This window comes from Enterobacter cloacae complex sp. HYC042_NIDB (assembly GCF_056673315.1).
On the sequence record NZ_CP109650.1, the window covers coordinates 2,621,209 to 2,644,051 of the forward strand.

Here is a 22,843-nt window from a genome sequence, read left to right on the forward strand (position 1 = left end):
TCTCGTCGGGGGAAAGCGTATGACGTTCTGGAGCATCGTGCGCCAGCGCTGCTGGGGGTTACTCCTGGTGGTGGCCGGTGTCTGTATTATTACCTTTATTATTTCACACATGATCCCCGGCGACCCGGCGCGTCTGCTGGCGGGCGATCGCGCCAGCGACGAAATCGTGCAGAACATTCGCCAGCAGCTGGGGCTGGATCGGCCGCTGTATGTGCAGTTTGGCCGCTACGTGGACGCCCTGGCCCACGGTGATTTAGGCACCTCCATCCGTACCGGACGCCCGGTTGCGGAAGACCTGAAGGCCTTTTTCCCCGCCACGCTGGAGCTGGCCTTTTGTTCTTTGCTGCTGGCGCTGGTTATCGGCGTGCCGCTGGGGATTTTGTCGGCGGTGTACCGCAACCGCTGGCTGGATCACCTGGTGCGTTTAATGGCGATGACCGGGATTTCCACGCCTGCATTCTGGCTTGGGCTGGGCGTGATTGTCCTGTTTTACGGGCATCTGCAGATTCTGCCGGGCGGCGGCAGGCTGGACGACTGGCTCGATCCGCCGACGCACGTCACCGGGTTTTATCTGCTGGACGCCCTGCTGGAAGGCAACGGTGAAGTCTTTTTCAACGCGCTGCAGCACCTGATTTTACCCTCGCTGACGCTGGCGTTTGTTCACCTGGGCATCGTGGCGCGCCAGGTGCGCTCGGCGATGCTGGAGCAGCTTAGCGAGGACTACATCCGCACCGCACGTGCCAGCGGGCTGCCCGGCTGGTACATCGTCCTGCGCTACGCCCTGCCGAATGCGATGATCCCGTCCATTACCGTGCTCGGGCTGGCGCTGGGCGACCTGCTTTACGGCGCCGTCCTGACCGAAACCGTCTTTGCCTGGCCGGGTATGGGCGCCTGGGTGGTGACGTCCATTCAGGCGCTGGACTTCCCGGCGGTGATGGGCTTTGCCGTCGTCGTTTCGCTGGCCTACGTGCTGGTTAATCTGGTGGTCGATCTGCTTTACCTGTGGATTGACCCGCGAATCGGGCGCGGAGGTGCCGAATGATGTTAACGCAGGAAACACCCGTCCCGGTGAAAACCGCCAGACAACGCATCAACTGGGCAAAGCTGTTCTGGATGCTGCGCCAAAGCCCGCTCACGATTGTCGGCGGCGTCATTATGATCGCGATGCTTTTGCTGATGGTGACCTCGCCGTGGATAGTGCCGCATGACCCGAACGCGCTGGATCTCACCGCCCGCCTGCAGGCACCCTCTGCGCAACACTGGTTTGGCACCGATGAGGTGGGACGCGACCTGTTCAGCCGCGTGCTGACGGGCAGCCAGCAGTCGATTACCGCCGGGCTGGCGGTGGTGGTGATTGCGGGCGGCATTGGCTCGCTACTGGGCTGTTTGTCCGGCGTCCTGGGCGGGCGCGGCGACGCCGTCATCATGCGGGTGATGGACATTATGCTCTCCATTCCTTCTCTGGTGCTGACCATGGCGCTGGCCGCCGCGCTCGGTCCGAGCCTGTTTAACGCCATGCTGGCGATTGCGATTGTCCGCATACCGTTCTACGTGCGGCTGGCGCGCGGGCAAACCCTGGTGGTGCGACAGTTCACCTACGTTCAGGCCGCCCGCACCTTTGGCGCCTCCCGCTGGCATTTGATCCGCTGGCACATCCTGCGCAACGCCCTGCCGCCGCTGATAGTGCAGGCGTCGCTGGATATCGGCAGCGCCATTCTGATGGCCGCCACGCTGGGGTTTATTGGCCTGGGCGCGCAGCAGCCCACCGCCGAATGGGGCGCGATGGTGGCCGTGGGCCGTAACTACGTCCTTGACCAGTGGTGGTACTGCGCCTTTCCCGGTGCGGCAATTTTGATTACCGCCGTGGGCTTTAATCTGTTTGGCGACGGTATCCGCGATCTGCTGGATCCGAAGTCAGGAGGCAAACAGTAATGACCGAACCGGTACTCAATATTGAAGACCTGCATCTGAGCTTCCCGGTTTTTCGCGGGGAGGTCCACGCGCTGAACCACGTTTCGCTTGAGATCGGCAGGGGCGAAATTGTCGGCGTGGTGGGCGAATCAGGGTCGGGCAAATCCGTTACCGCCATGCTCGCCATGCGCCTGCTGCCAGAGGGAAGCTACCGTATTCATCACGGTCAGGTGAGATTACTCGGTGAAAACGCCCTGACGGCGTCCGAGAAACAGCTTCGCCAGTGGCGCGGCGCTAGAGTAGCGATGATTTTTCAGGAGCCCATGACCGCACTCAACCCGACGCGGCGGATTGGCAAACAGATGGTGGAGGTGATCCGCCAGCATCAGCCGCTTTCCCGGCGCGAGGCACAGCAGAAGGCGATCGCCCTGCTGGAAGAGATGCAAATTCCGGACGCGAAGGAGGTCATGGCGCGTTATCCGTTTGAACTCTCCGGCGGCATGCGCCAGCGGGTGATGATCGCCCTTGCCTTTTCCTGCGAGCCGGAGCTGATCATCGCCGACGAGCCGACCACCGCGCTGGACGTGACCGTCCAGCTCCAGGTGCTGCGGTTGCTGAAGCATAAGGCGAAGGCCAGCGGCACCTCGGTGCTGTTTATCAGCCATGATATGGCCGTAGTGTCCCAGCTCTGCGACAGAATGTACGTGATGTATGCGGGCAGCGTGATAGAGAGCGGCGCCACGCAAACGCTGATCCACCGCCCTGTGCATCCCTATTCTATCGGCCTGCTGCGGTGCGCGCCGGAAAACGGCCAGCCGCGCGACCTGCTGCCCGCCATTCCCGGAACGGTGCCCAACCTGAGCCAGCTTCCGCAGGGGTGCGCTTTCCGCGAGCGCTGCTTTGCCGCGGGGGCAAAATGCAGCGAAACGCCGCGCCTGCAGCCGCATGGCGCAGAGGGCCAACTGGCTGCCTGCTGGTATCCACAACGGGAGAAACACCATGTCTGATGTACTGCTGGAACTGGATAGCGTGCACGTGAACTTTGCGGCGCGCAAAAACTGGCTGGGCCGCGTGACGGAACGGGTCCATGCGCTCAACGGGCTGGATCTCCAGATCCGTCGGGGCGAAACGCTGGGCGTTGTCGGGGAATCCGGCTGCGGGAAAAGCACGCTGGCCCAGCTGCTGATGGGGATGCTTAAACCCAGCACCGGCGCATGTCAGCGTGCCCACCATGCCGGTGGCATGCAGATGGTGTTTCAGGATCCGCTCTCCTCGCTCGACCCGCGATTGCCGGTCTGGCGCATCATTACCGAGCCGGTGTGGGTGCAAAAACGCAGCAGCGAGCGCGAGCGCCGTCAGCTGGCGGCGGATCTGGCGCTGCAGGTGGGCATTCGCCCGGAATATCTCGACCGCCTTCCACACGCCTTCTCCGGCGGGCAGCGCCAGCGCATTGCCATCGCCCGGGCGCTTTCGTCCGATCCGGATATCATCGTGCTCGATGAACCCACCAGCGCGCTGGATATCTCCGTGCAGGCGCAAATCCTCAACCTGCTGGTGACGCTACAGCAGCAGCGTAATCTGACTTACGTACTGATCTCGCATAACGTCTCGGTGGTCAGACACATGAGCGACCGCGTGGCGGTGATGTATCTCGGACAGATTGTGGAGCTGGGCAGCGCCGCGCAGGTACTTGGCGAACCGCGCCATCCCTATACCCGCCTGCTGCTTGATTCGGTTCCTCGCACCGGAGAGCCGCTGGATGAAACGCTGGCGTTACGCAAAACGGAGCTTCCCGGCAACCGTCATCTGCCCGAAGGCTGTTTTTTCCGCGACCGCTGCCCGATGGCCGCGCAGGGGTGCGAACGTCCTCAGCCGCTACAGCCCTCTCGCGAGGGCCGTCACGTTCGCTGCTGGCGCAGCCTGGGTTAAATTTGCGCCATCCCGCCGTCCACAAACAGCTCGGTGGCGTTGATAAAGCTGGCCGCGTCGGAGGCCAGAAACGCCACCGCTTTACCCACCTCGCCCGGCGCACCTAAACGTCCGAGCGGCACCTGCGCGGCCAGCGCGTCGTACAGCCCCTGGCGGTGTTCTTCCGGCACCAGATCCCCTAAACCAGGCGTTTTGATCGGGCCCGGGCTTACGACATTGACGCGGATCCCACGGCCCTGCAAATCCAGCGCCCAGGAGCGGGCAAAGTTACGCACCGCGGCCTTACTGGCGCTGTAGACGCTGAAATTGGCCGTCCCCTTAATCGACACCGTCGAGCCGGTCAGAATGATCGACGAGCCGGTTGATAACAGCGGCAGCGCCTTCTGCACCGTGAACAGCACCCCGCGAACGTTGGTGCCAAAAATCCGGTCAAACTGTTCTTCGGTGATCGCGCCCAGCGGCAGCATATCGCCGCCACCCGCATTGGCGAACAGAATATCGAGACGGCCTTCTTCTTTTGCTATCCGGGCATAAACCGCATCCAGATCGGCAAGCTTAGAGACGTCCGCGCGAATGCCCACTGCGTCAGAAGCAATCTCTGCTACCGCGGCGTCAAGTTCGGCCTGACGACGCCCGGTGATGTACACCTTCGCGCCCTGTGCCGCCAGCTCCTGCGCCGTGGCAAGACCAATACCGGTGCTGCCGCCGGTGACCAGTGCAATTTTTCCTGAGAGAGTCGTGTTCATGTCATTTACCTTTTTGTGTTTGCGTTGGACAGACTTTATCCCTTGCGACATTTGTGAAAAATGGGCAAAAATGAAAATGACTATTCATCTATGGAAATAATCAGAGGTCATCATGGATCAGCTTATGGCGATGCGCGCCTTCACGCGGGTGGTGGAATCCGGCAGTTTTACCCGCGCGGCGGACTCGCTGAATATGCCGATCGCCACGCTGAGCAAACTGGTTAAATCCCTTGAGGCGCACCTGGCGATACGTCTCCTTCACCGCACGACTCGTCGGGTGGTCACGACGCCTGAAGGGCTGGAATACTATGAAAAAGCGCGCCGGGTGCTGATTGATATCGAAGATATCGACACCTCGTTTCGCGTTTCCCGCGCGACGCCCAAGGGACATTTGCGGGTTGACGTGGGCGGTTCCACAGCACGGGACGTGCTCATCCCCCTGCTGCCGGATTTTATGCAGCGCTACCCGGATATCCGTATCGATCTTGGCGTGGCCGATCGTCCGGTCGATCTTATCAGCGGTAACGTAGACTGCGTGATCCGCGGCGGCCCGCTGAACGATTCAACGCTTATCGCCCGTCATCTCGGTGACGCTCAGATGGTCACCTGCGCGACGCCGGGTTACCTTAAAAACCACGGCGTTCCGGCCTATCCGCAGGAGCTGCGCAACGGCCACAAGCTTGTTAGTTATCTCTCTCCCGTCACCGGGCGGCCGTTTCCGTTTCGCTTCCGACAGAACGGCGAGGCGCTGGAAATCACTATTCCGCACTATCTCGGCGTCAATGAAAGTAACGCTCATCTGGCGGCCGCCGCGGCGGGTCTGGGGATCGTTCAAACCTTTGAGTATTCAGCAAAGACCTATTTGCAGGCGGGAGCGCTGGTGGCGATTCTGGGTGACTGGCAGCCTGCCGCGTACCCGTTTCACGTGGTCTACCCGCAGAACAGGCATTTGACGCACAGGCTGAAGGTGTTTATCGCCTGGCTGGCGGAGGTGTTCCCCGCCGCGCTGAAGGGATAGCCGGGCGCAAACCCGGCGGGAAGTTAATTTAGCTTATAGTCCAGGGTGATCTCGGCTTTTAGAAGCTGTGAAACCGGGCAGCCCGCTTTGGCTTTCTGAATAATGCCGTCAAACTGCTGTGGCGCAATGCCCGGTACGGTGACCTTACTTTGCAGCGCAACCTTAGTGATGGCAAAGCCGCCGTCGGTTTTATCCAGAGAGACGTCCGCGGTCGTATCAATCGAATCAGCGGTATAGCCCGCTTCACCCAGCATCAGCGACAGCGCCATGGAAAAACAAGCCGCATGTGCCGCGCCGATCAGCTCTTCCGGGTTGGTCCCCTTTTCACCCTCAAAGCGGGTGTTAAAGCCGTAAGGCTGTTGGTTGAGAACGCCGCTCTCGGTGGAAACCGTTCCTTTCCCGCGCTTAATGTCGCCAGACCAGTGTGCCGAACCGTGCTTATGAATCGTCATTCTTGCTCTCCTTTTGGCTTACAAAGGGTTAAGTATAGACTACGCATCTGACACGCCCTGGAACACAGACGATTCCGTGTCTTTCACCTGCTGTACCGACAACAAGGATAATGATATGACGCTAAAAATCAGGATGGCCGTCGCGGTAGCCACGCTGGCTCTCTCTCTTTCTTCACTGGCCAAAACGCCGGAAAACTTTATCTATACCAGCTCAGGCGACCTCGACGCAGCGCTCCCGCTGGTTGCGCGTGGCGACATCGGCGGCGTGCAGATCGTGTACAACTGGCGCCAGCTTGAACCCGAGAAGGACAGCTATGACTTCTCGCGGATTGAGCAGGATCTGGCGCGTCTTAAGGCCGCCCGGAAAAAACTCTTTATTCAGATCCAGGATCGTTTCTTTGAGCCGGACGCCCGCTACGTCCCGGACTATCTGATGCACGATAAGCAATACAGCGGCGGGATTGCGCCGCAGTTTGATAACCCCGGCGAGGGCAAGCCTGTCGGCGCGGGATGGGTAGCGCGTCAGTGGGACCCCACGGTGCGCCAGCGCTACCAGGCACTGCTGGCAGCGCTCGCAAAACGCTTTGATGGCGAGGTGTATGGCGTAAACCTGCCTGAAACCGCGATTGATATTGACGAGAAAAATCCGCCAGCGGGCTTCACCTGCGACAGCTATTTCGCGGGTGAGATGGAAAATCTGGCCTTTGCGCGCAAGGTTTTTCAGAAATCACATGTGGTGCAGTACGTGAACTTCTGGCCGTGCGAGTGGGATAACGACCACAACTATATGGGACGTCTTTTTGCGTATGCCCGCGCCAACAATATCGGCCTGGGCGGGCCGGACATTGTGCCCAACCGCAAGGCGCACATGAAGAATGCCTATCCCTTCTTCCATAAAAATAAACAGGCGCTGCCGCTCATCGCCATGGCGGTTCAGGAGCCGACTCTGACCTATAAGGATCCTCAGACCGGAAAACCGTTCACCAAAGCCGAGTTTGTCCGCTTCGGCGAAAATTATCTCGGGGCCGATATTATTTTCTGGAGCACGGCCTCTCCCTGGCTAAAGGCAAAATAATCGCCCCTCAGGCAAGGTGGCGGGACAGTTCGTTAAGAAACACGCGCAGCGCGGCAGGCTGGTATTCCCGTGACTGATAAATGCCGTGGATGGCAAGCGGTTTCGGCTCCAGCGACGCCAGTACCGGCACCAGTAATCCCTGCTCCAGCGCGGCGCGCGCTTCGCGCTCCGGCAGCATGGCGATGCCGCAGTGCTCGATCGCCGCGTTCATGAGCAGTGAAGAGATACTGGCGCTCAGGTTGCCGCTGACGGCCACGCTCAGGCTTTCGCCTTCCGGCGTCAGGAAGTGCCAGGACTGCCCCGCGAAAAAGCTGTAGTGCAGGCAGTTATGCTGCGCCAGTTCTTCGGGGCTGACGGGCGTGCCGTGCTGTGCCAGATACGCCGGCGAGGCGCAGAGCACCGATCGACACTCCCCCAGCCGGCGGGCGATCATGCCGGGCTCCGGGTTATCGGTAATGCGCACCGCGACGTCAATGCGCTCTCCCACCAGGCTGACCGGATGGTTGTTCACGTCCAGCTCAATGCGCAACTGCGGGTAGCGCGAGAGCAGGCCGGGCAGGACCGGCGCAATCAGGTGCATGGCGGTAAAGTGCGCGCAGGCTACCCGCAGCGTGCCGGACGGCAGATCTTTTTCCGACTGACCTTCGATTTCCTGCGAGATCTGCGAGAGCGTCCGCGTTTTTTGCAGCACCTTTTCCCCTGCCGCCGTCAGCGTCAACTTGCGCGTGGAGCGGTTTACCAGCCGCGTCCCCGCCCACTTCTCCATTTGTTCAAGGTAACGGCTCACCATCGGCCGGGAAATGCCCAGCGCGCGGGCCGCCGCGCTCAGGCTTCCCAGCTCGCATATCCGGTTATAGACCTGAGCGGCAATAACGCGATCCATATAAGCTCCATCTGCTCGATTTATGAAACTAAGCATGTCTTGTTTCAGGAATTCTGGCAAATGAGAATATCCGTACAATAGAAACATTACTGAACAACAGAGACAACAGCATGAAACTCACTCATATTGCCCTGCTTTCCACCCTTTTCGCTCCGGCCGTTTTTGCCGCGCCGTTGACGATTGATACCTATAACCCGCAGGAAAAAGGCATTTTCGCGGTCTCCTCCACGCTCGTTTCCGGCCCGAAAGAGGCGGTGCTGTTTGACGCGCAGTTCAGCGTGAAGGATGGCGAAGCGCTGGTAGAGAAAATTCGCCGCAGCGGTAAAACGCTGAATAAGATTGTGATCACCTCCGGCGATCCGGATTTCTATTTTGGCCTGCAGCCGCTGGTGAAGGCCTTCCCGAATGCCAAAGTGGTGGCCACGCAGCAGGTGGTTGACCATATTAAGGCCACCAAAGACGCCAAGCTCGCCTTCTGGGGCCCGCAGATGAAAGACGGCGCGCCAACGGAACTGGTGGTGCCGCAGGTGCTCGCCTCCACCACCTTTATGATTGACGGGGAAAAGGTCGATATCGAGCAGCCGGACAGCTATGCGGCCTACGTGTGGATCCCGTCCGTGAAAACCATCCTCGGCGGCACCGGGGTCTCCTGGGGCATTCACGTCTGGACGGCTGATACTCAGACGCCGGCTCGCCGGCAGCAGTGGCAGCAGACTCTGGACAACATGGCCGCGCACAAGCCGGAACGCGTGATCCCAGGCCACTATCTGGGCACGCCACCGTCCGGAACCGGGGCTATTGATTTTACCCGAGGCTATCTGCAGCATTTTGAACAGGCGTTGTCGGCACATAAAAACTCTGCGGGCGTCATCGGTGCACTGAAAAAACAGTATCCGGATCTGGCAGAAGAGAGCTCTCTGGAATTAAGCGCCAAAGTGAATACTGGCGAAATGAAGTGGTAATTTAAAAACGGCTCCTGCTATATTCCCGCGATAGCAGGAGCACCGCCATAATATCCGCACTGCCTCACGCCAATATATCCCTCCGTTTTAAAAGCGCATAAAAGCATGCACTTATGTCATTTTTATTTCTAAGATGAATCTGAGACACAACCGGGGAAATATTTGCCATTCTGTTTATGAATTAAATTTTTGCGAGCCGTACCATTAAACAGACAACGACACGGAGGCAGCATGTTTACTTATTACCCGGCTAATACCACAGCAGCACAACCTGAACTCGTTAACGCGATTGCGCAGGGTCTTCACGCCGCGCACGGTGCTGTGACTGAAGATGACATTTTAATGGAACTGACCAAGTGGGTGGAATCCACGGATAATGACATCCTCAGTGACATCTACCAGCAGACCATTAACTACGTCGTCAGCGGGCAAAACGCACCTTTGTAAAAACCTGCTAAGCTGGATCTGCAACCTAAGGGGTTACATTTCGTTTGCGAAAGCAAACTGGTCCTTAAAACTATCAACAGGATTGAGGAGTTAACATGAAATCGAACCGTCAGGCACGCCACATTCTGGGACTGAACTACAAGCTTTCTAATCAGCGTAAAGTGGTGATTGAAGGCGACCATGAAACGCAAGTCACTCACGCCACCGGCAGAAAACGCCACGCGGGCAAGTAAGTTCCAGACTGAGATCCAGAACACCATCGGCAAAACCGATGGTGTTTTTGTTTATGTGTTGCGGTAATTAATATTTAGCTCCTTTATAATACCGCCCGACCGCACCCCGTAGCACAGGCCAGAAAGATGACAAACAGCAGTGTCAGGGACGGATCTTCAAAAAAAGAGTGAGTGACATGGACAACAAACTGAAAAAACATCGTTCCTTATATATCCCTTATGCCGGCCCGGTTTTACTCGAATTCCCCCTGCTCAACAAAGGCAGCGCCTTCAGCATGGAAGAGCGCAGCAGCTTCAACCTGCTTGGCCTGCTGCCGGAAGTGGTTGAAACCATTGAAGAGCAGGCAGAGCGCGCGTGGATCCAGTATCAGGGCTTCAAAACCGAGATCGACAAACACATCTACCTGCGCAACATCCAGGACACCAACGAAACCCTCTTCTATCGCCTGGTGCAAAACCATCTCGAAGAGATGATGCCGGTGATCTACACCCCAACGGTGGGTGCGGCGTGCGAACGCTTCTCTGAGATCTACCGTCGCTCACGCGGCGTCTTTATCTCTTATCAGAACCGTCACAACATGGACGACATTCTGCAGAACGTGCCGAACCACAATATTAAAGTGATTGTGGTGACGGACGGGGAACGTATTCTCGGCCTCGGCGACCAGGGCATTGGCGGGATGGGGATCCCAATCGGTAAACTCTCTCTCTACACCGCCTGCGGCGGCATCAGCCCGGCGTACACCCTGCCGGTGGTACTGGATGTCGGCACCAACAACCAGCAACTGTTGAACGATCCGCTGTACATGGGCTGGCGTCATCCGCGCATTACCGACGACGAGTACTATCAGTTTGTCGACGATTTCATTCAGGCCGTGAAGCACCGCTGGCCGGACGTTCTGCTGCAGTTTGAAGACTTTGCGCAGAAAAACGCGATGCCGCTGCTGAACCGCTATCGCGATGAGATCTGCTCCTTTAACGACGACATCCAGGGCACCGCAGCGGTGACCGTGGGCACGCTTATCGCCGCCAGCCGCGCGGCCGGCAGCCAGCTGAGCTACCAGAAAATCGTCTTCCTGGGCGCAGGCTCTGCGGGCTGCGGCATCGCCGAGCAGATTATTGCCCAGACGCAGCGCGAAGGCTTAAGCGAAGAGCTGGCCCGCTCCCGCGTCTTTATGGTTGACCGTTTCGGCCTGCTGACCGACGGTATGCCGAACCTGCTGCCGTTCCAGACCAAGCTGGTGCAGAAGCGCGAGAACCTGAAGAACTGGGACACCGACAACGAAGTGCTCTCCCTGCTGGACGTGGTGCGCAACGTGAAGCCGGATATTCTGATCGGTGTTTCCGGGCAAACCGGTCTCTTCACCGAAGAGATTATTCGCGAGATGCACAAGCACTGCGAGCGCCCTATCGTGATGCCGCTGTCTAACCCGACCTCCCGCGTGGAAGCGACGCCGCAGGACATCATCGCCTGGACCGAAGGTAACGCGCTGGTTGCCACCGGCAGCCCGTTCGATCCGGTGGTTTGGAAGGATAAAACCTATCCGATCGCCCAGTGCAACAACTCCTATATCTTCCCGGGCATTGGTCTGGGCGTGATCGCCTCCGGCGCGTCCCGCATTACCGATGAGATGCTGATGTCAGCGAGCGAAACCCTTGCGGGCTATTCGCCGCTGGTCAACAACGGCGAAGGGCTGGTGCTGCCGGAACTGAAGGACATTCACAAGGTGTCGCGCGCTATCGCGTTTGCGGTGGGTAAAATGGCGCAGCAGCAGGGCGTGGCGGTGAAAACCTCTGCCGATGCGCTGCAGCAGGCTATCGATGATAACTTCTGGATGCCTGAATACCGCAGCTATCGCCGTACCTCGATTTAATTCTGCGCCCGAACCGTTCCCTCTCCTCATTGGGGAGAGGGTTACGATGAGGGGCAACAGACCGCACCATCGAATACCCACTAGCCAAACCCCCTTTCCCCCGCTACACTCCTTTCATCCATTAACCCACTGAATATATAAGGAGGCCAATTATGCTGTATCGTGAAATTTTCAATGTTTCACATACATTTGGTGATCGCACCAGCTCAAGCGTTATCGGTATCGTGCTGCGATAACTTCTGCTTGAGCGAAGACACCAACCCCTGAAATCCCTTCTCTCGGGCTTACTGAGTTATCGTCAGCGATGTTTGACGAGGCATAAACATGCCTGTAACTCTTGGGTAAGCAACAATGAGCACTTTACTCACTGCACAATCTTTACGCGTTGATACGGCGTTTGGCACGCTCTTCGACTCACTCTCCTTTACGCTGAAAAAAGGCGACCGCATCGGCCTGCTGGGCGACAACGGCTGCGGCAAAAGTACGCTTTTAAAGGTGCTGGACGGAGCAGATATCCCAGCCGCCGGAACGGTAGCGCTGGCCGGGCACTGCCTGATGGCGCGCGTGGAGCAACATCTCCCGGACGCCATTTTCCCGCTGACCATGCTGGATGCCGTACTCGCGCAACTGCCTTTAGCTGAGCACGACAGCCTGCGCTGGAAAGCTGAAACGCTGCTGGCGAGCATGGGCTTCACGCCGCAGGATATGACGCTGCAATCCGCCACCCTGAGCGGCGGACAGCACACCCGCCTGCTGCTGGCGCGGGCGTTGATTCACGAGCCGGATCTGCTCCTGCTGGATGAACCCAGCAACCACCTCGATTTGCCGACCATGCTCTGGCTGGAACACTTTTTACAGAACTGGTCAGGCAGCTTCGTGCTGGTTTCGCACGACAGGCAATTGCTGGATGCCGTCACAAACGGCAGCTGGATCCTGCGTGATAAGACGCTGCACTACTTTGCCCTTCCCTGCACGGCCGCCCGTAAAGCGCTTGCAGCAAAAGACGAAAGCGATGCGCAGCGCCACAAGGCGGAGCAAAAGGAGATCGACCGCGTCACCGCCAGCGCCAAACGTCTGGCGACCTGGGGTAAGGTTTACGACAACGAAGACCTGGCCCGCAAAGCCAAGCAGATGGAAAAACAGGTCGAACGACTCAAAGAAAGCCAGACCGCGCTCACGGCGGGCAGTCCATGGACGCTAACCCTGCGCGGCGACGCGCTGCGGGCGGACCGTCTGCTGGAGATGGAAAACCTCAGCGTCCCGCCTGCGCCCGGGCTACCGCCGCTGTTTAACATCGAAACGGCGCGGCTGAAAAGCGGCGATCGCGTGGCAATTGTCGGTCGTAACGGCTGCGGTAAATCGTCGCTGATGAAGCTTATCTGGCGACATTTTGTGGATGAACCGACGGACAGCGGGCTGAAAATCCATCCGCGCGTCTCGCCGGGCTACTACGACCAGACGCTGCATCAGCTGCCGGATGACGCCACGCTGCTCGACGCGCTGGAACCTTTCGCTCCCGACCCGCAAAACAGGAAGATGGCGCTCATCAGCGCCGGGTTCCCGTGGGCGAGACACGGGCAAAAAGTCAGCACGCTCAGCGGCGGCGAGCGCTCTCGCCTGCTGTTCGTCGGGCTGACGCTTGCCCGCTACAGCCTGCTGATGCTGGATGAGCCCACCAACCATCTCGACATGGAAGGCAAAGAGTCACTGGCGGAAACGCTGCAACAGTTCGAAGGCGGCGTGCTGCTGGTCAGCCACGATCGCCAGTTAATTAGCCAAAGCTGTAACCGCTTCTGGCTGATTGAGGACGGCTGGCTGAGCGAGTGGCACGATGCTGAAGCCGTGTTTGAGCGGCTGCGTGAAAGCGTGGGGCTTGAGACATCCGGCGCGCCCGTTGTCAGTGCAGGGGAAGTTCAACCATCGCCGTACGATGATCTGCTTGAGCGGCTGATCGCGCTGGAAACGCTGCTGGAAGACGATCTGGCGCGTAAGCCGAAACATCAGAAGCCGCAGCTGCAGGCGCAATGGCGAAGAGAAATTGAGGAGATTGAAGCCCAGCTGTAAATCTGCGCCCGGCGAGCACCTCGCCGGGCCAGCATTTTCCCCCTTAATTATTAGAGGATCGCCGTATTCTTAATCCGAAATCGAATCAAATGATGACATTATGTTGCCGCAGCCTTGCATTACCAGGCTAATGTATTAATCCTTAAGGGGTACTACACCTGCTATGCAGATTCTTATCATGAACAAGGAGATACACATGAAGGCTGCTGTTGTTACTCAGGATCACCAGGTCAATGTCACTGAAAAAACCTTACGCCCGCTTAAGCACGGAGAAGCCTGCTGAAAATGGAGTGCTGTGGTGTATGCCATACCGACCTCCACGTGAAGAACGGTGATTTTGGCGATAAGACCGGGGTAATCCTGGGCCATGAAGGTATTGGTATCGTGAAAGAAGTCGGCCCTGGCGTGACGTCGCTGAAAGTCGGCGACCGTGCAAGCGTGGCCTGGTTCTTTGAAGGATGCGGTCACTGCGAATACTGTAATACCGGTAACGAAACCCTGTGCCGTGACGTGAAAAACGCCGGTTACTCCGTTGACGGCGGCATGGCGGAAGAGTGCATCGTCACCGCGGATTACGCGGTAAAAGTGCCGGATGGTCTGGATTCGGCGGCGGCCAGCAGCATCACCTGCGCCGGTGTCACCACCTACAAAGCGGTGAAGGTGTCGGGTATTAAGCCGGGCCAGTGGATCGCGATTTACGGTCTGGGCGGGCTGGGCAACCTCGCGCTGCAGTACGCCAAAAACGTGTTTAATGCCAAAGTCATCGCTCTGGACGTTAACGATGAACAGCTGAAGCTGGCCGCGAGCATGGGTGCGGATTTAACCATCAACTCACGCAGCGAAGATGCCGCTAAGATTGTGCAGGAAAAAACCGGCGGCGCGCATGCCGCAGTCGTCACCGCCGTCGCAAAAGCTGCCTTCAACTCGGCGGTAGATGCCGTGCGTGCCGGTGGCCGCGTGGTCGCCGTTGGCCTGCCGCCGGAAGCGATGAGCCTGGACATTCCGCGCCTGGTGCTGGACGGTATACAGGTGGTGGGTTCGCTGGTTGGCACCCGTCAGGATCTGCAGGAAGCCTTCCAGTTTGCGGCCGAGGGCAAAGTGGTACCGAAAGTGACGATGCGTCCTATCGAGGACATCAACGCCATCTTTAAAGAGATGGAACAGGGCCAGATCCGTGGCCGTATGGTGATCGACTTACGCTCGTAAACACCTTTTGCCGGGTAGTGGCTACGCCTTACCCGGCTCATTGCTACGACGAACGACGAACTGAAATCCACTCCTGAACCTCAATCTGGAAGGTGTCCGGCGCTTTTCGGTACATTTTACGCGCCAGGTCGAGAATAGTATGACGCGCGAGCTCCTCTTCCATCCGCTGCTGCGCGCTATCCATGACTGAACGTACTCCGCACGGCCCGTCGCAGACCCAGGCAGGCGGTGCTTCATCAAACACGGCCAGCCGCTGGCGCACTTCACGACATTCGAACATGTTTTTCTCGCCGTCAATGGCATGCGCCACATCCAACACGCTGATCAGCTCCGCCGGACGCGCCAGCTTAAAGCCCCCGCCCTTGCCTTCCGTACTGATGACCAGCCCGGCACGTGACAGGCGTGTGAAGATTTTGCCGAGGTAGTCATACGGCACGCCCTGCAAGGCAGCCATCTCACGGACGCTCATCTCACGCTCGTTGCCCTTCGCATCCACCATACATATCAGGCTGTGAATGCCGTATTCCACACCGGAACTGTAAAACGCCATGGTTAACTCCGAATTAGTGTTCGGAGCATTATAACGATTTTTAACTCAGAAAGAAGTTGTCGGAGTTAACTCCGACAAGTATAGTGGCAGTTATGTCAGGCATGAAGCCTGGCGGGAGAAAGGATCGAATATGAAAAAGCAGATTTTAATCGTAGGCAGTGGTTTTGCGGGTATGTGGGCAGCCGTGAGCGCGGCACGTCTTTCTGAGCAGCAGGGTAATAGCAGTCTGGAAATTGCGGTTCTGGCCCCCTTACCCGAACTGCGCGTTCGGCCACGCTTCTATGAGGAGAAGGTGTCAACGCTGGTTGCCCCGTTGACTGACCTGTTTGCCGAGCTTGATATCACATTCATTGCCGGACACGCGGAACAAATTGATACCACGGCGAAAATCGTTTTATACCGGATGTCCAACGGCGCGCATGCTACGGCTTCCTACGATAGGCTGATCCTCGCTACGGGCAGCCAGACCAAACGCCCACCGATTGCCGGCCTGGCTGACTACGCCTTTGACATCGACCAGCTGGAATCCGCACAGGTATTTGAGCGCCACCTTGATTCACTGGCGTTACGTCCCTCCACGCCCGAGCGCAACACCGTGGTAGTCTGCGGAGGCGGCTTTACCGGCATCGAGCTGGCAACGGAGCTACCTGCCCGACTGCGTGCCCGTTTTGACGACAATACGGAGATTAAAATAGTCGTAGTTGAGAGGGAGCCAGTCATTGGCGGCCGTTATAGCGACGCATTGCGTAAAACAATTGCAGAGGCGAGTGAGGCGCTGGGCGTTGAATGGCGGCTGAAGAGTGAAGTTGAAGCCATTGATGCTCACGGCGTAACGCTGAAAAATGGTGAACGTATTGCTGCTGCGACCGTCGTCTGGACCGCAGGCGTCGAGGCAAATCCTCTCAGCCTGCAGATAGACGGTGAACGCGATAGCCAGGGCCGCCTGGTTGTGACAGAGACGTTGCAGGTCCCCGCACTTCCTGACGTCTATGCCACCGGCGATATGGCTCACGCCAAAACAGACGATGCGGGCAACACGGCGCTGATGACCTGCCAGCACGCGATCCAGCTAGGGAAATTTGCCGGTCATAACGCTGCCGCCAGCCTGCTGAACGTTACTCCTTACCCTTATCGTCAGGTGAACTATGTTACCTGCCTGGATTTAGGCGCGTGGGGCGCGGTTTATACCGAGGGCTGGGATCAGGCCGTCAAATCCGTCCGCGACGAGGCGAAGAAGATCAAAATCGCCATCACGAATGAGCTGATCTATCCGCCATTAGCAGACAAAACGGTCGCCTTTGCCGCCGCCGACCCGCTGGCGAAATTCGTTTAGGTCCCCGCCATCGCCCCGCTAACGGGGCGTTTTTATTTTCAGTTTCCGGCAATCCTTATCTTAATTCCTTTGTTCCCTTGTTTTCCCCCGCGCCCGATGATGAATCCGACGCTAACAAGAAGATAACAAAGGAATTCACCATGCAAACCCCATTTCGTCTGCCGCTGCTGACGGCGCTGATTCTGACGACAACCGCAGCCTGGTCCGCCGATGCGCCGGTCAAAGGCGGCACGCTGATTTATCTGGAACAACAGGCGCACACCAACCTCTATCCGCCTGCCGGCGGCTTCTACCCGAACGGCGGCATTCTGAACCAGATCACCGACAAACTGACGTGGCAAAATCCAAAGACGCTGCAGGTCGAACCGTGGGTGGCCGAAAGCTGGACCACCAACGCCGATAAAACTGAATACACCTTTAAACTGCGTCCCGGTATTACCTTCTCCGACGGCACGCCGCTGGACGCCAACGCCGTAGCAAAAAACTTTGATACCTACGGTTTGGGCAATAAGGCGCAGCGCCTGCCGGTGTCAGAAGTGATCAATAACTACGATCGCAGCGAAGTGGTCGACCCGCTGACCGTGAAGTTTTACTTCAAAAAACCGTCGCCGGGGTTCCTGCAGGGCACCGCCACGATTGGCTCGGGTCTGGTCTCGCTCAGCACGCTGAAGCGCAACTTTGAAGAGCTGGGGGATGCCCGGCATATCATTGGCTCCGGCCCGTTTGTGGTGAAGGACGAGAAGCTGGGCCGCGAAGTGACGCTCGAAGCCCGTAAGGACTACCAGTGGGGGCCCAAAAGCCTGACGCAACAGGGTCCAGCCAATCTGGATGGCATCAAGTTTATCGTCACCCAGGAAGACAGCGTGCGCGTCGGCGCCCTGCTGGCCGGTCAGGCCGACTTTATTCGCCAGGTGCAGGCGTATGACGAAAAGCAGGCGACAGACCAGGGCTATAAAATCTACGCCGCCCCAACGCGCGGGGTGAACGACAGTATCAGCTTCCGCCCGGATAATCCGCTGGTCTCCGATATTCGCGTGCGCCAGGCGCTGCTGCATGCCACGAATGCAAAGCAGGTGGTCGAGACTCTCTTCTCGGCCAACTATCCGCAGGCGAAGTCGGTGATTGCCGATTCCGCCGCAGGCTTTGTCGATCTCAGCGACAAACTGACCTTTGACCCGGCAAAAGCGAATAAATTGCTCGACGAGGCGGGCTGGAAAGCGGGCAGCGACGGGATCCGAGCCAAAGACGGGCAGCGGCTGGCGCTGACGGTATATGAATCCCTGCCGCAGCCGCAAAACAAAGAGGTGCTGCAGCTGGTTGCCCAGCAGTGGCGTCAGGTGGGCGTAGTGCTGAACGTAAAAGCCGGTGACGCTGGCAGCCGCACGCTGGATAACCTTGATCCACAGAAAACCCCGTTAACCGTCTCAGAAGTGGGCCGCGCCGATCCGGACGTGGTGAAAAGCATGTTCTACCCGGCTAACCGCGACGCGCTGCTGCAAAAAGGCGGCTCCAGCGACAAGGTCAAAAGCTTCCGCGACGACAAGCTGAATGCGCTGCTGGTAAATATCTCCTCAGAGGTCGATCCGCAAAAACGCCTGCAGCTGACCGGCGATGCCCAGCGCTACCTGCTGGATAACGCCTACGTCATTCCGATTTTCGAGGAGCCACAGGTCTTTGCCGGTGCGCCGTGGCTGAAAGGCGTCAATTTTGAAGCGGTCGGCCGCCCGTCGTTCTACGGCGCGTGGATTGAGAAACACTGAGGAGCTGACGATGCGCCACTCACTTCTTCAACGTCTTGGGCACGGGCTGCTGGTGCTGTGGGCCGCCTTTACCCTCTCGTTCGTGTTGCTCCAGGTGCTGCCTGGCGACGCGGTGCTGATTAAATTTCAGAACCCGGACCTGGGCCTAAGCCCGGCGCAAATCGAGGAGATGCGCGTGGCCTACGGCGCGGACAGCCCGCTGTGGCAGCAATACGGCCACACGCTGCTGGCGATGCTGCGCGGAGATTTCGGCTATTCATTACAGGCAGGGGTGCCGGTCAGCGAGCTGATTGCCAGCAATCTGCCGGATACCCTGAGCCTCGCCCTGCCCGCTTTTTTACTCGCGGTCCTGCTGGCGTTTGCGCTGGCCTTTGCGTCGCGTCTGCCGGGTCTGCGCTGGCTGAGTAATACCCTCCAGTCTCTGCCGGTCCTGTTTATCTCCTTACCCACGTTCTGGCTGGGGATTGCCCTCATTCAGCTTTTTTCTTTTCAGCTGCGGCTCATTCCGGTGATTAACCCGACGCCGCTGCAGGGGCTGATCCTGCCGATCGTCACCGTCGCGATCCCGATCTCCGCCCCGCTGGCGCAAATTCTGATGCGCAGCCTGGACCAGGTGGCGACGCAGCCGTTTGTCGCCGTTGCCCGCGCCAAAGGACTGAGTGAAACCGCCGTCCTGTGGCGCCACGTCACCGGCAACGCGCTGCTGCCGGTACTCAATATTGCCGGGCTGCTGCTGGGCGAACTGATTGCCGGAGCGCTGATCACCGAAACCGTATTTGGCCGCAGCGGGCTCGGGCAGCTGACCCAGCAGGCGGTGAACAACCAGGACATCGCCGTGCTTCAGGCGGTGGTCATGATTTCCGCTCTCGGCTTTGTCCTGATCAATCTGCTGGTGGACCTGCTGATGCCGCTGCTGGATCCCCGTCTGCAAACCGTTACCGGAGGTGCATCATGAGCCTGGTCGATTACGCTGCCGCCGCACGAAAACGCGTTCCCGGCTGGCAGGGCGTCGCGTGGCAGCCGGGACTGTGGCTGGCGTGGGCGGTGATTATTCTCGCGATTTTTGCTGCCGTAGCCCCCGGCCTGTTAACCCACTACAGCCCGATTGAGGGCATCGCCGGAGCGCAACGTCTGGCACCGCAGGCGGGCCACTGGCTCGGCACCGATCAGCTTGGCCGCGATGTTTACGCGCGTATTGTGTATGGTGCGTCCCACTCCCTGAGCGCAGCGCTCGCTGCCGTCACGATGGGACTGGTGGTGGGCACCGGTCTGGGGGTTGTCGCCGGGGCGTTCGCGGGACGCGTCGAGTCTTTCCTGATGCGTTTTGTCGACGTGCTGCTGTCCATTCCGTCTCTGCTGCTCTCGCTGACGGTCATTATTCTGCTCGGGTTTGGCACCGTTAACGCCGCCATTGCCGTCGGCGTGGCCTCCATCGCCAGCTTCGCCCGCCTCGCGCGCGGTGAAGTGGTTCGCATCCGCCATACGGATTATGTCGAGGCGGCGTTTGGCAGCGGTGGGACGTTCCTGGCGGTCCTGTGGCGACACATCCTGCCCAACGCCTTAACCGCCGTCCTCGCCTTTGCCACGCTGCAGTTTGGTCAGGCCATTCTGGCGCTTTCCACGCTGAGCTTTCTCGGCTACGGCACCCCGCCGCCCGTTCCGGAATGGGGCTTATTGATTGCCGAAGGCCGTAACTATCTCTCTACCGCCTGGTGGTTAACTACCTTCCCCGGCGTGGTCGTCATCGCCGTCGTGCTTGCCACCAACCGTATCAGCCAGCAGTTCAGCGGAGGCCTGAAATGACCGTACTCTCGGTAGAAAACCTGACCATCAGCTACCGTACCGCGCGCCAGTGGCGCGAGGTGGTGCATAACGTCAGCTTCACCCTCCGACGGGGGGAAATGCTGGCCTTTGTCGGCGAATCCGGCTCCGGCAAAACAACCACGGCACAGGCGATCATCGGTCTGCTGGCGGATAATGCCCGACGCGATGCCGGGAAAATCGTGCTCAACGGCGAGGAGATTAGCCGGTGGTCAGCGAAGCGTCTCGATACCCTTCGCGGCGCGCGAATCAGCCTGGTTCCGCAGGATCCGGGTAATTCACTCAACCCGGTGAAGACGATCGGCGTACAGGTCGGGGAAATTATTCAGCAGCACCAAAAGGTAACTGCACTCCAGCGCGACGAGCAGGTGCTCGCCCTGCTGACAAAGGTCGGCCTGAGCCATCCCGAACAGCGCATGAAGCAGTATCCGCATCAGCTCTCCGGCGGGATGAAACAGCGCGTGCTGATTGCCATCGCCATTGCCCTACGCCCGGATGTGATCGTCGCCGATGAGCCCACCAGCGCGCTGGACGTGACGGTGCAAAAACGCATTCTCGATCTGCTGGATATCCTGCGTCGGGAATCGGGTACTGCGGTTCTGTTTGTCACCCACGATCTGGCGCTGGCTGCCCAGCGCGCGGACAGGCTGCTGGTGTTTCGCAACGGCGAGGTTCAGGAGCACGGCGACACCGCCGACATTGTCCGCACGCCGCAGCACGCCTATACTCGTCAGCTACTGAGCGATCTCCAGGGCCAGCGCCTGACCATCGCCCCGGTAGCTGGCCTTCCGCTGGCGTCACCGGCCATTCACGCCCGCGCCATCAGCAAACGGTTCTCGCTAGGCAAAGGTCATCACCTTCAGGCGCTGGATCGGGTGACGTTTGACGTCAGGCGCGGCAGCACGCATGCGCTGGTCGGAGAATCCGGCTCCGGGAAAACCACCCTCGCCCGTATTTTGCTGGGTTTTGAACAGGCGGACAGCGGACAGGTCATTATTGATGATATTGATGCCACCGACCTCAGCCGCGAGGCCCGCCGCCAGTTGCGCCAGAAGATCCAGTTTGTCTACCAGAACCCTTTCGCCTCTCTCGACCCGCGTCAAACCCTGTTTGACATCATCGAAGAGCCGCTGAAGAACTTTTCTCGCCTCGCTAAGGCGGAGCGAAAGGTCCGGGTGGAGACCGTGGCGCAGCGGGTTGCCCTGCCCGTCGAACTTCTGACCCGCACCGCCCGGGAGCTTTCAGGCGGGCAGCGCCAGCGCGTAGCCATCGCCCGGGCGCTCATCCTGGAGCCGACTATTCTGGTGCTGGACGAGGCCACCTCCGCGCTGGACGTCACCGTACAGGCGCAGATTCTGGCACTGCTTCAGCAGCTGCAGCAGCAACTGGGATTAACCTACCTGTTCATCACGCACGATCTCTCTACCGTCCGCCGGATCGCCCACAGCGTCACGGTGCTGCGCAGCGGTCAGGTGGTCGAACACGGTGACGTCGAGACCTTATTCACGTCGCCGCAGAACGACTATACCCGCGAGCTGATTGCCGCCATTCCCCATTTTTCACCCGCTACGGAGGAGTTCGCATGACGCGAAAACGCCTGGGATTTTTCACCCGCCTGCTTGACGACGCCACGCCGAAGGAGCGCTATCGTCTGGCAACCGAACAGATCCGCCACGCCGAACGCCACGGTTTTGACAGCGCCTGGATTGCCCAGCACCACTTCCACGAAAGTGAAGGCGGCCTGCCGTCGCCGCTGCTGTTTCTGGCCCACGTTGCGGCGCATACCGAAACCATCCGCCTGGGCACGGCCATCATTACCCTGCCGATGGAAAACCCGCTGCGCGTGGCGGAAGATGCGGCGGTGCTGGATTTACTCGCCGATGGACGTCTCGAAGTCGGTTTTGGTTCGGGCGGCACGCCGACCTCTTTCCTGCCGTTTGGACTGACGTTTGAACAGCGCGGCGCGGCCTTTGCTGACCATTTGCATGTGATCCAGAGCGCCTGGCGCGGGGATTCGCTCACCCATCCGGATAATCACCTTTACCCGCCAGCGCCACAGCTGGCTGAACGGATCTGGATTGCCACCTTTTCTGTCGACGGTGCCGTTCGCGCCGCGCGGGCCGGACACGGTTTGATGCTCTCCCGCACGCAGCCGCGCCCGGCAGATCAGTTGGATTTGACGCTCGACGCGATCCAGAACCCGATTGTGGATGCCTACCTTGAGGCACTGCCTGCGGGCATTGCGCCGCGTATTCTGGCCTCCCGCACGGCGTTCGTCGCCGACAGCGATGACTACGCGCTGAAGGTCGCCACGCCGGGTCTCACCAGGCAGGCCCAGCAGCATCGCGCTGCCGGACACGCGGTTAAAGGTGACACCGTCACAGATTTTCGTCGCCAGTTCGACGCCCATATCGGTTCGCCAGATACGGTGCTGCGTTCACTGCATGCGGACTCCGTTCTCAGGCGCGCCACGGATATCTCGTTCCAGGTTCATTCGGTCGAGCCCACCCATCGCGACACGCTGCGATCCATCGAACTGATCGCCGAACATATTGCCCCCTATTTACATTGAGGAGATA

At 59.0% G+C, this 22,843-nt stretch carries 21 protein-coding genes and 1 pseudogene; 18 read left to right on the forward strand and 4 right to left on the reverse strand.

Annotated features, from left to right (window positions below):
* The first annotated feature begins 19 nt into the window (after nt 1–19).
* Genes OKF39_RS12560 through OKF39_RS12575 form a run of 4 tightly spaced genes read left to right on the forward strand, consistent with a single transcriptional unit; the run spans nt 20 to nt 3,840 of the window.
* Complete coding sequence (locus OKF39_RS12560; RefSeq protein ID WP_041909885.1) at nt 20–1,042, forward strand: ABC transporter permease; 1,023 nt, start codon at nt 20–22, stop codon at nt 1,040–1,042.
* Nucleotides 1,039–1,932, forward strand: a complete 894-nt coding sequence (ddpC, locus tag OKF39_RS12565) for a D,D-dipeptide ABC transporter permease (RefSeq protein ID WP_041909883.1) — start codon at nt 1,039–1,041, stop codon at nt 1,930–1,932. Before OKF39_RS12560 ends, ddpC begins: the two co-directional genes overlap by 4 nt.
* The gene (locus tag OKF39_RS12570) at nt 1,932–2,918 is read left to right on the forward strand and encodes an ABC transporter ATP-binding protein (RefSeq protein WP_047368599.1); all 987 of its coding nucleotides are present in this window, start codon (nt 1,932–1,934) and stop codon (nt 2,916–2,918) included. The genes ddpC and OKF39_RS12570 overlap by 1 nt, the downstream gene beginning before the upstream one ends.
* A complete protein-coding gene (locus tag OKF39_RS12575) occupies nt 2,911–3,840 on the forward strand; it encodes an oligopeptide/dipeptide ABC transporter ATP-binding protein (RefSeq protein ID WP_047368600.1) in 930 nt (309 codons plus the stop codon). Before OKF39_RS12570 ends, OKF39_RS12575 begins: the two co-directional genes overlap by 8 nt.
* Here OKF39_RS12575 and OKF39_RS12580 read toward each other — a convergent pair.
* Nucleotides 3,837–4,586, reverse strand: coding sequence for an SDR family NAD(P)-dependent oxidoreductase (locus OKF39_RS12580; RefSeq protein ID WP_047368601.1), 750 nt, complete (start codon nt 4,584–4,586; stop codon nt 3,837–3,839). The genes OKF39_RS12575 and OKF39_RS12580 overlap by 4 nt on opposite strands.
* Before the next feature lie 112 nt (nt 4,587–4,698).
* On the opposite strand from OKF39_RS12580, the gene OKF39_RS12585 reads away from it, so the two are divergent.
* Nucleotides 4,699–5,604: a LysR family transcriptional regulator gene (locus OKF39_RS12585; protein ID WP_136485760.1), complete on the forward strand. Its 906-nt coding sequence runs from the start codon at nt 4,699–4,701 to the stop codon at nt 5,602–5,604.
* Between the two features lie 23 nt (nt 5,605–5,627).
* Here OKF39_RS12585 and OKF39_RS12590 read toward each other — a convergent pair whose 3' ends face one another.
* The gene (locus OKF39_RS12590) at nt 5,628–6,056 is read right to left on the reverse strand and encodes an OsmC family protein (protein ID WP_028013230.1); all 429 of its coding nucleotides are present in this window, start codon (nt 6,054–6,056) and stop codon (nt 5,628–5,630) included.
* A 115-nt stretch (nt 6,057–6,171) separates the two neighbouring features.
* Here OKF39_RS12590 and OKF39_RS12595 point away from each other — a divergent pair, with 115 nt between their 5' ends.
* Nucleotides 6,172–7,131 (forward strand): hypothetical protein, encoded by a 960-nt coding sequence (locus tag OKF39_RS12595; protein WP_479982992.1) that lies wholly within the window; start codon nt 6,172–6,174, stop codon nt 7,129–7,131.
* Between the two features lie 7 nt (nt 7,132–7,138).
* On the opposite strand, the gene OKF39_RS12600 is transcribed toward OKF39_RS12595, so the two are convergent.
* Nucleotides 7,139–8,014 carry a LysR family transcriptional regulator gene (locus OKF39_RS12600; RefSeq protein ID WP_479982993.1) on the reverse strand — a complete coding sequence of 292 codons (876 nt, stop codon included), beginning with the start codon at nt 8,012–8,014 and terminating at the stop codon, nt 7,139–7,141.
* Nucleotides 8,015–8,124: 110 nt separating this feature from the next.
* Between OKF39_RS12600 and OKF39_RS12605 the strand changes: the two genes are divergently transcribed.
* The 6 genes and pseudogenes from OKF39_RS12605 (at nt 8,125) to adhP (ending at nt 14,800) form a co-directional block, all read left to right on the forward strand.
* Nucleotides 8,125–8,976, forward strand: coding sequence for a Vmh family MBL fold metallo-hydrolase (locus OKF39_RS12605; RefSeq protein WP_063437963.1), 852 nt, complete (start codon nt 8,125–8,127; stop codon nt 8,974–8,976).
* A gap of 231 nt (nt 8,977–9,207) precedes the next feature.
* Nucleotides 9,208–9,423, forward strand: a complete 216-nt coding sequence (bdm, locus tag OKF39_RS12610; protein WP_236300456.1) for a biofilm-dependent modulation protein — start codon at nt 9,208–9,210, stop codon at nt 9,421–9,423.
* A 95-nt stretch (nt 9,424–9,518) separates the two neighbouring features.
* Complete coding sequence (gene sra, locus OKF39_RS12615) at nt 9,519–9,656, forward strand: stationary-phase-induced ribosome-associated protein (RefSeq protein WP_008501714.1); 138 nt, start codon at nt 9,519–9,521, stop codon at nt 9,654–9,656.
* Nucleotides 9,657–9,832: 176 nt separating this feature from the next.
* On the forward strand, nt 9,833–11,530 hold the full coding sequence (locus OKF39_RS12620) for an NAD-dependent malic enzyme (protein WP_028013235.1): 1,698 nt from the start codon (nt 9,833–9,835) through the stop codon (nt 11,528–11,530).
* 351 nt (nt 11,531–11,881) lie between these two features.
* The gene (locus tag OKF39_RS12625) at nt 11,882–13,594 is read left to right on the forward strand and encodes an ABC-F family ATP-binding cassette domain-containing protein (RefSeq protein ID WP_479982994.1); all 1,713 of its coding nucleotides are present in this window, start codon (nt 11,882–11,884) and stop codon (nt 13,592–13,594) included.
* Between the two features lie 196 nt (nt 13,595–13,790).
* Nucleotides 13,791–14,800, forward strand: a pseudogene (adhP, locus tag OKF39_RS12630) (alcohol dehydrogenase AdhP).
* Between the two features lie 43 nt (nt 14,801–14,843).
* Here the strand turns inward: adhP and OKF39_RS12635 are convergent.
* On the reverse strand, nt 14,844–15,350 hold the full coding sequence (locus OKF39_RS12635) for an RrF2 family transcriptional regulator (protein WP_479982995.1): 507 nt from the start codon (nt 15,348–15,350) through the stop codon (nt 14,844–14,846).
* Nucleotides 15,351–15,480: 130 nt separating this feature from the next.
* On the opposite strand from OKF39_RS12635, the gene OKF39_RS12640 reads away from it, so the two are divergent.
* From OKF39_RS12640 to OKF39_RS12665, 6 genes are all read left to right on the forward strand, one after another.
* Nucleotides 15,481–16,683 (forward strand): NAD(P)/FAD-dependent oxidoreductase, encoded by a 1,203-nt coding sequence (locus OKF39_RS12640; protein ID WP_479982996.1) that lies wholly within the window; start codon nt 15,481–15,483, stop codon nt 16,681–16,683.
* A 140-nt stretch (nt 16,684–16,823) separates the two neighbouring features.
* Complete coding sequence (locus tag OKF39_RS12645) at nt 16,824–18,443, forward strand: TIGR04028 family ABC transporter substrate-binding protein (RefSeq protein ID WP_479982997.1); 1,620 nt, start codon at nt 16,824–16,826, stop codon at nt 18,441–18,443.
* A 10-nt stretch (nt 18,444–18,453) separates the two neighbouring features.
* A complete protein-coding gene (locus OKF39_RS12650) occupies nt 18,454–19,398 on the forward strand; it encodes an ABC transporter permease (RefSeq protein ID WP_262804274.1) in 945 nt (314 codons plus the stop codon).
* Nucleotides 19,395–20,246 carry an ABC transporter permease gene (locus OKF39_RS12655; RefSeq protein WP_063437959.1) on the forward strand — a complete coding sequence of 284 codons (852 nt, stop codon included), beginning with the start codon at nt 19,395–19,397 and terminating at the stop codon, nt 20,244–20,246. Before OKF39_RS12650 ends, OKF39_RS12655 begins: the two co-directional genes overlap by 4 nt.
* Nucleotides 20,243–21,850 carry a dipeptide ABC transporter ATP-binding protein gene (locus OKF39_RS12660; RefSeq protein ID WP_479982998.1) on the forward strand — a complete coding sequence of 536 codons (1,608 nt, stop codon included), beginning with the start codon at nt 20,243–20,245 and terminating at the stop codon, nt 21,848–21,850. The genes OKF39_RS12655 and OKF39_RS12660 overlap by 4 nt, the downstream gene beginning before the upstream one ends.
* Nucleotides 21,847–22,836, forward strand: coding sequence for a putative FMN-dependent luciferase-like monooxygenase (locus tag OKF39_RS12665; RefSeq protein WP_248178538.1), 990 nt, complete (start codon nt 21,847–21,849; stop codon nt 22,834–22,836). The genes OKF39_RS12660 and OKF39_RS12665 overlap by 4 nt, the downstream gene beginning before the upstream one ends.
* The last annotated feature ends 7 nt before the right edge of the window (nt 22,837–22,843 follow it).

What these genes read in the sequence shown, in the direction of transcription:
- OKF39_RS12585 (WP_136485760.1), top strand. Translation starts at nt 4,699, where the DNA reads ATGGATCAGCTTATGGCGATGCGCGCCTTCACGCGGGTGGTGGAATCC.
- OKF39_RS12625 (WP_479982994.1), top strand. Translation starts at nt 11,882, where the DNA reads ATGAGCACTTTACTCACTGCACAATCTTTACGCGTTGATACGGCGTTT.
- OKF39_RS12635 (WP_479982995.1), bottom strand. Translation starts at nt 15,350, where the DNA reads ATGGCGTTTTACAGTTCCGGTGTGGAATACGGCATTCACAGCCTGATA.
- OKF39_RS12570 (WP_047368599.1), top strand. Translation starts at nt 1,932, where the DNA reads ATGACCGAACCGGTACTCAATATTGAAGACCTGCATCTGAGCTTCCCG.
- OKF39_RS12560 (WP_041909885.1), top strand. Translation starts at nt 20, where the DNA reads ATGACGTTCTGGAGCATCGTGCGCCAGCGCTGCTGGGGGTTACTCCTG.
- OKF39_RS12575 (WP_047368600.1), top strand. Translation starts at nt 2,911, where the DNA reads ATGTCTGATGTACTGCTGGAACTGGATAGCGTGCACGTGAACTTTGCG.
- OKF39_RS12640 (WP_479982996.1), top strand. Translation starts at nt 15,481, where the DNA reads ATGAAAAAGCAGATTTTAATCGTAGGCAGTGGTTTTGCGGGTATGTGG.
- OKF39_RS12605 (WP_063437963.1), top strand. Translation starts at nt 8,125, where the DNA reads ATGAAACTCACTCATATTGCCCTGCTTTCCACCCTTTTCGCTCCGGCC.
- OKF39_RS12650 (WP_262804274.1), top strand. Translation starts at nt 18,454, where the DNA reads ATGCGCCACTCACTTCTTCAACGTCTTGGGCACGGGCTGCTGGTGCTG.
- OKF39_RS12655 (WP_063437959.1), top strand. Translation starts at nt 19,395, where the DNA reads ATGAGCCTGGTCGATTACGCTGCCGCCGCACGAAAACGCGTTCCCGGC.
- OKF39_RS12590 (WP_028013230.1), bottom strand. Translation starts at nt 6,056, where the DNA reads ATGACGATTCATAAGCACGGTTCGGCACACTGGTCTGGCGACATTAAG.
- sra (WP_008501714.1), top strand. Translation starts at nt 9,519, where the DNA reads ATGAAATCGAACCGTCAGGCACGCCACATTCTGGGACTGAACTACAAG.
- OKF39_RS12660 (WP_479982998.1), top strand. Translation starts at nt 20,243, where the DNA reads ATGACCGTACTCTCGGTAGAAAACCTGACCATCAGCTACCGTACCGCG.
- ddpC (WP_041909883.1), top strand. Translation starts at nt 1,039, where the DNA reads ATGATGTTAACGCAGGAAACACCCGTCCCGGTGAAAACCGCCAGACAA.
- OKF39_RS12580 (WP_047368601.1), bottom strand. Translation starts at nt 4,586, where the DNA reads ATGAACACGACTCTCTCAGGAAAAATTGCACTGGTCACCGGCGGCAGC.
- OKF39_RS12600 (WP_479982993.1), bottom strand. Translation starts at nt 8,014, where the DNA reads ATGGATCGCGTTATTGCCGCTCAGGTCTATAACCGGATATGCGAGCTG.
- OKF39_RS12595 (WP_479982992.1), top strand. Translation starts at nt 6,172, where the DNA reads ATGACGCTAAAAATCAGGATGGCCGTCGCGGTAGCCACGCTGGCTCTC.
- OKF39_RS12620 (WP_028013235.1), top strand. Translation starts at nt 9,833, where the DNA reads ATGGACAACAAACTGAAAAAACATCGTTCCTTATATATCCCTTATGCC.
- OKF39_RS12645 (WP_479982997.1), top strand. Translation starts at nt 16,824, where the DNA reads ATGCAAACCCCATTTCGTCTGCCGCTGCTGACGGCGCTGATTCTGACG.
- bdm (WP_236300456.1), top strand. Translation starts at nt 9,208, where the DNA reads ATGTTTACTTATTACCCGGCTAATACCACAGCAGCACAACCTGAACTC.
- OKF39_RS12665 (WP_248178538.1), top strand. Translation starts at nt 21,847, where the DNA reads ATGACGCGAAAACGCCTGGGATTTTTCACCCGCCTGCTTGACGACGCC.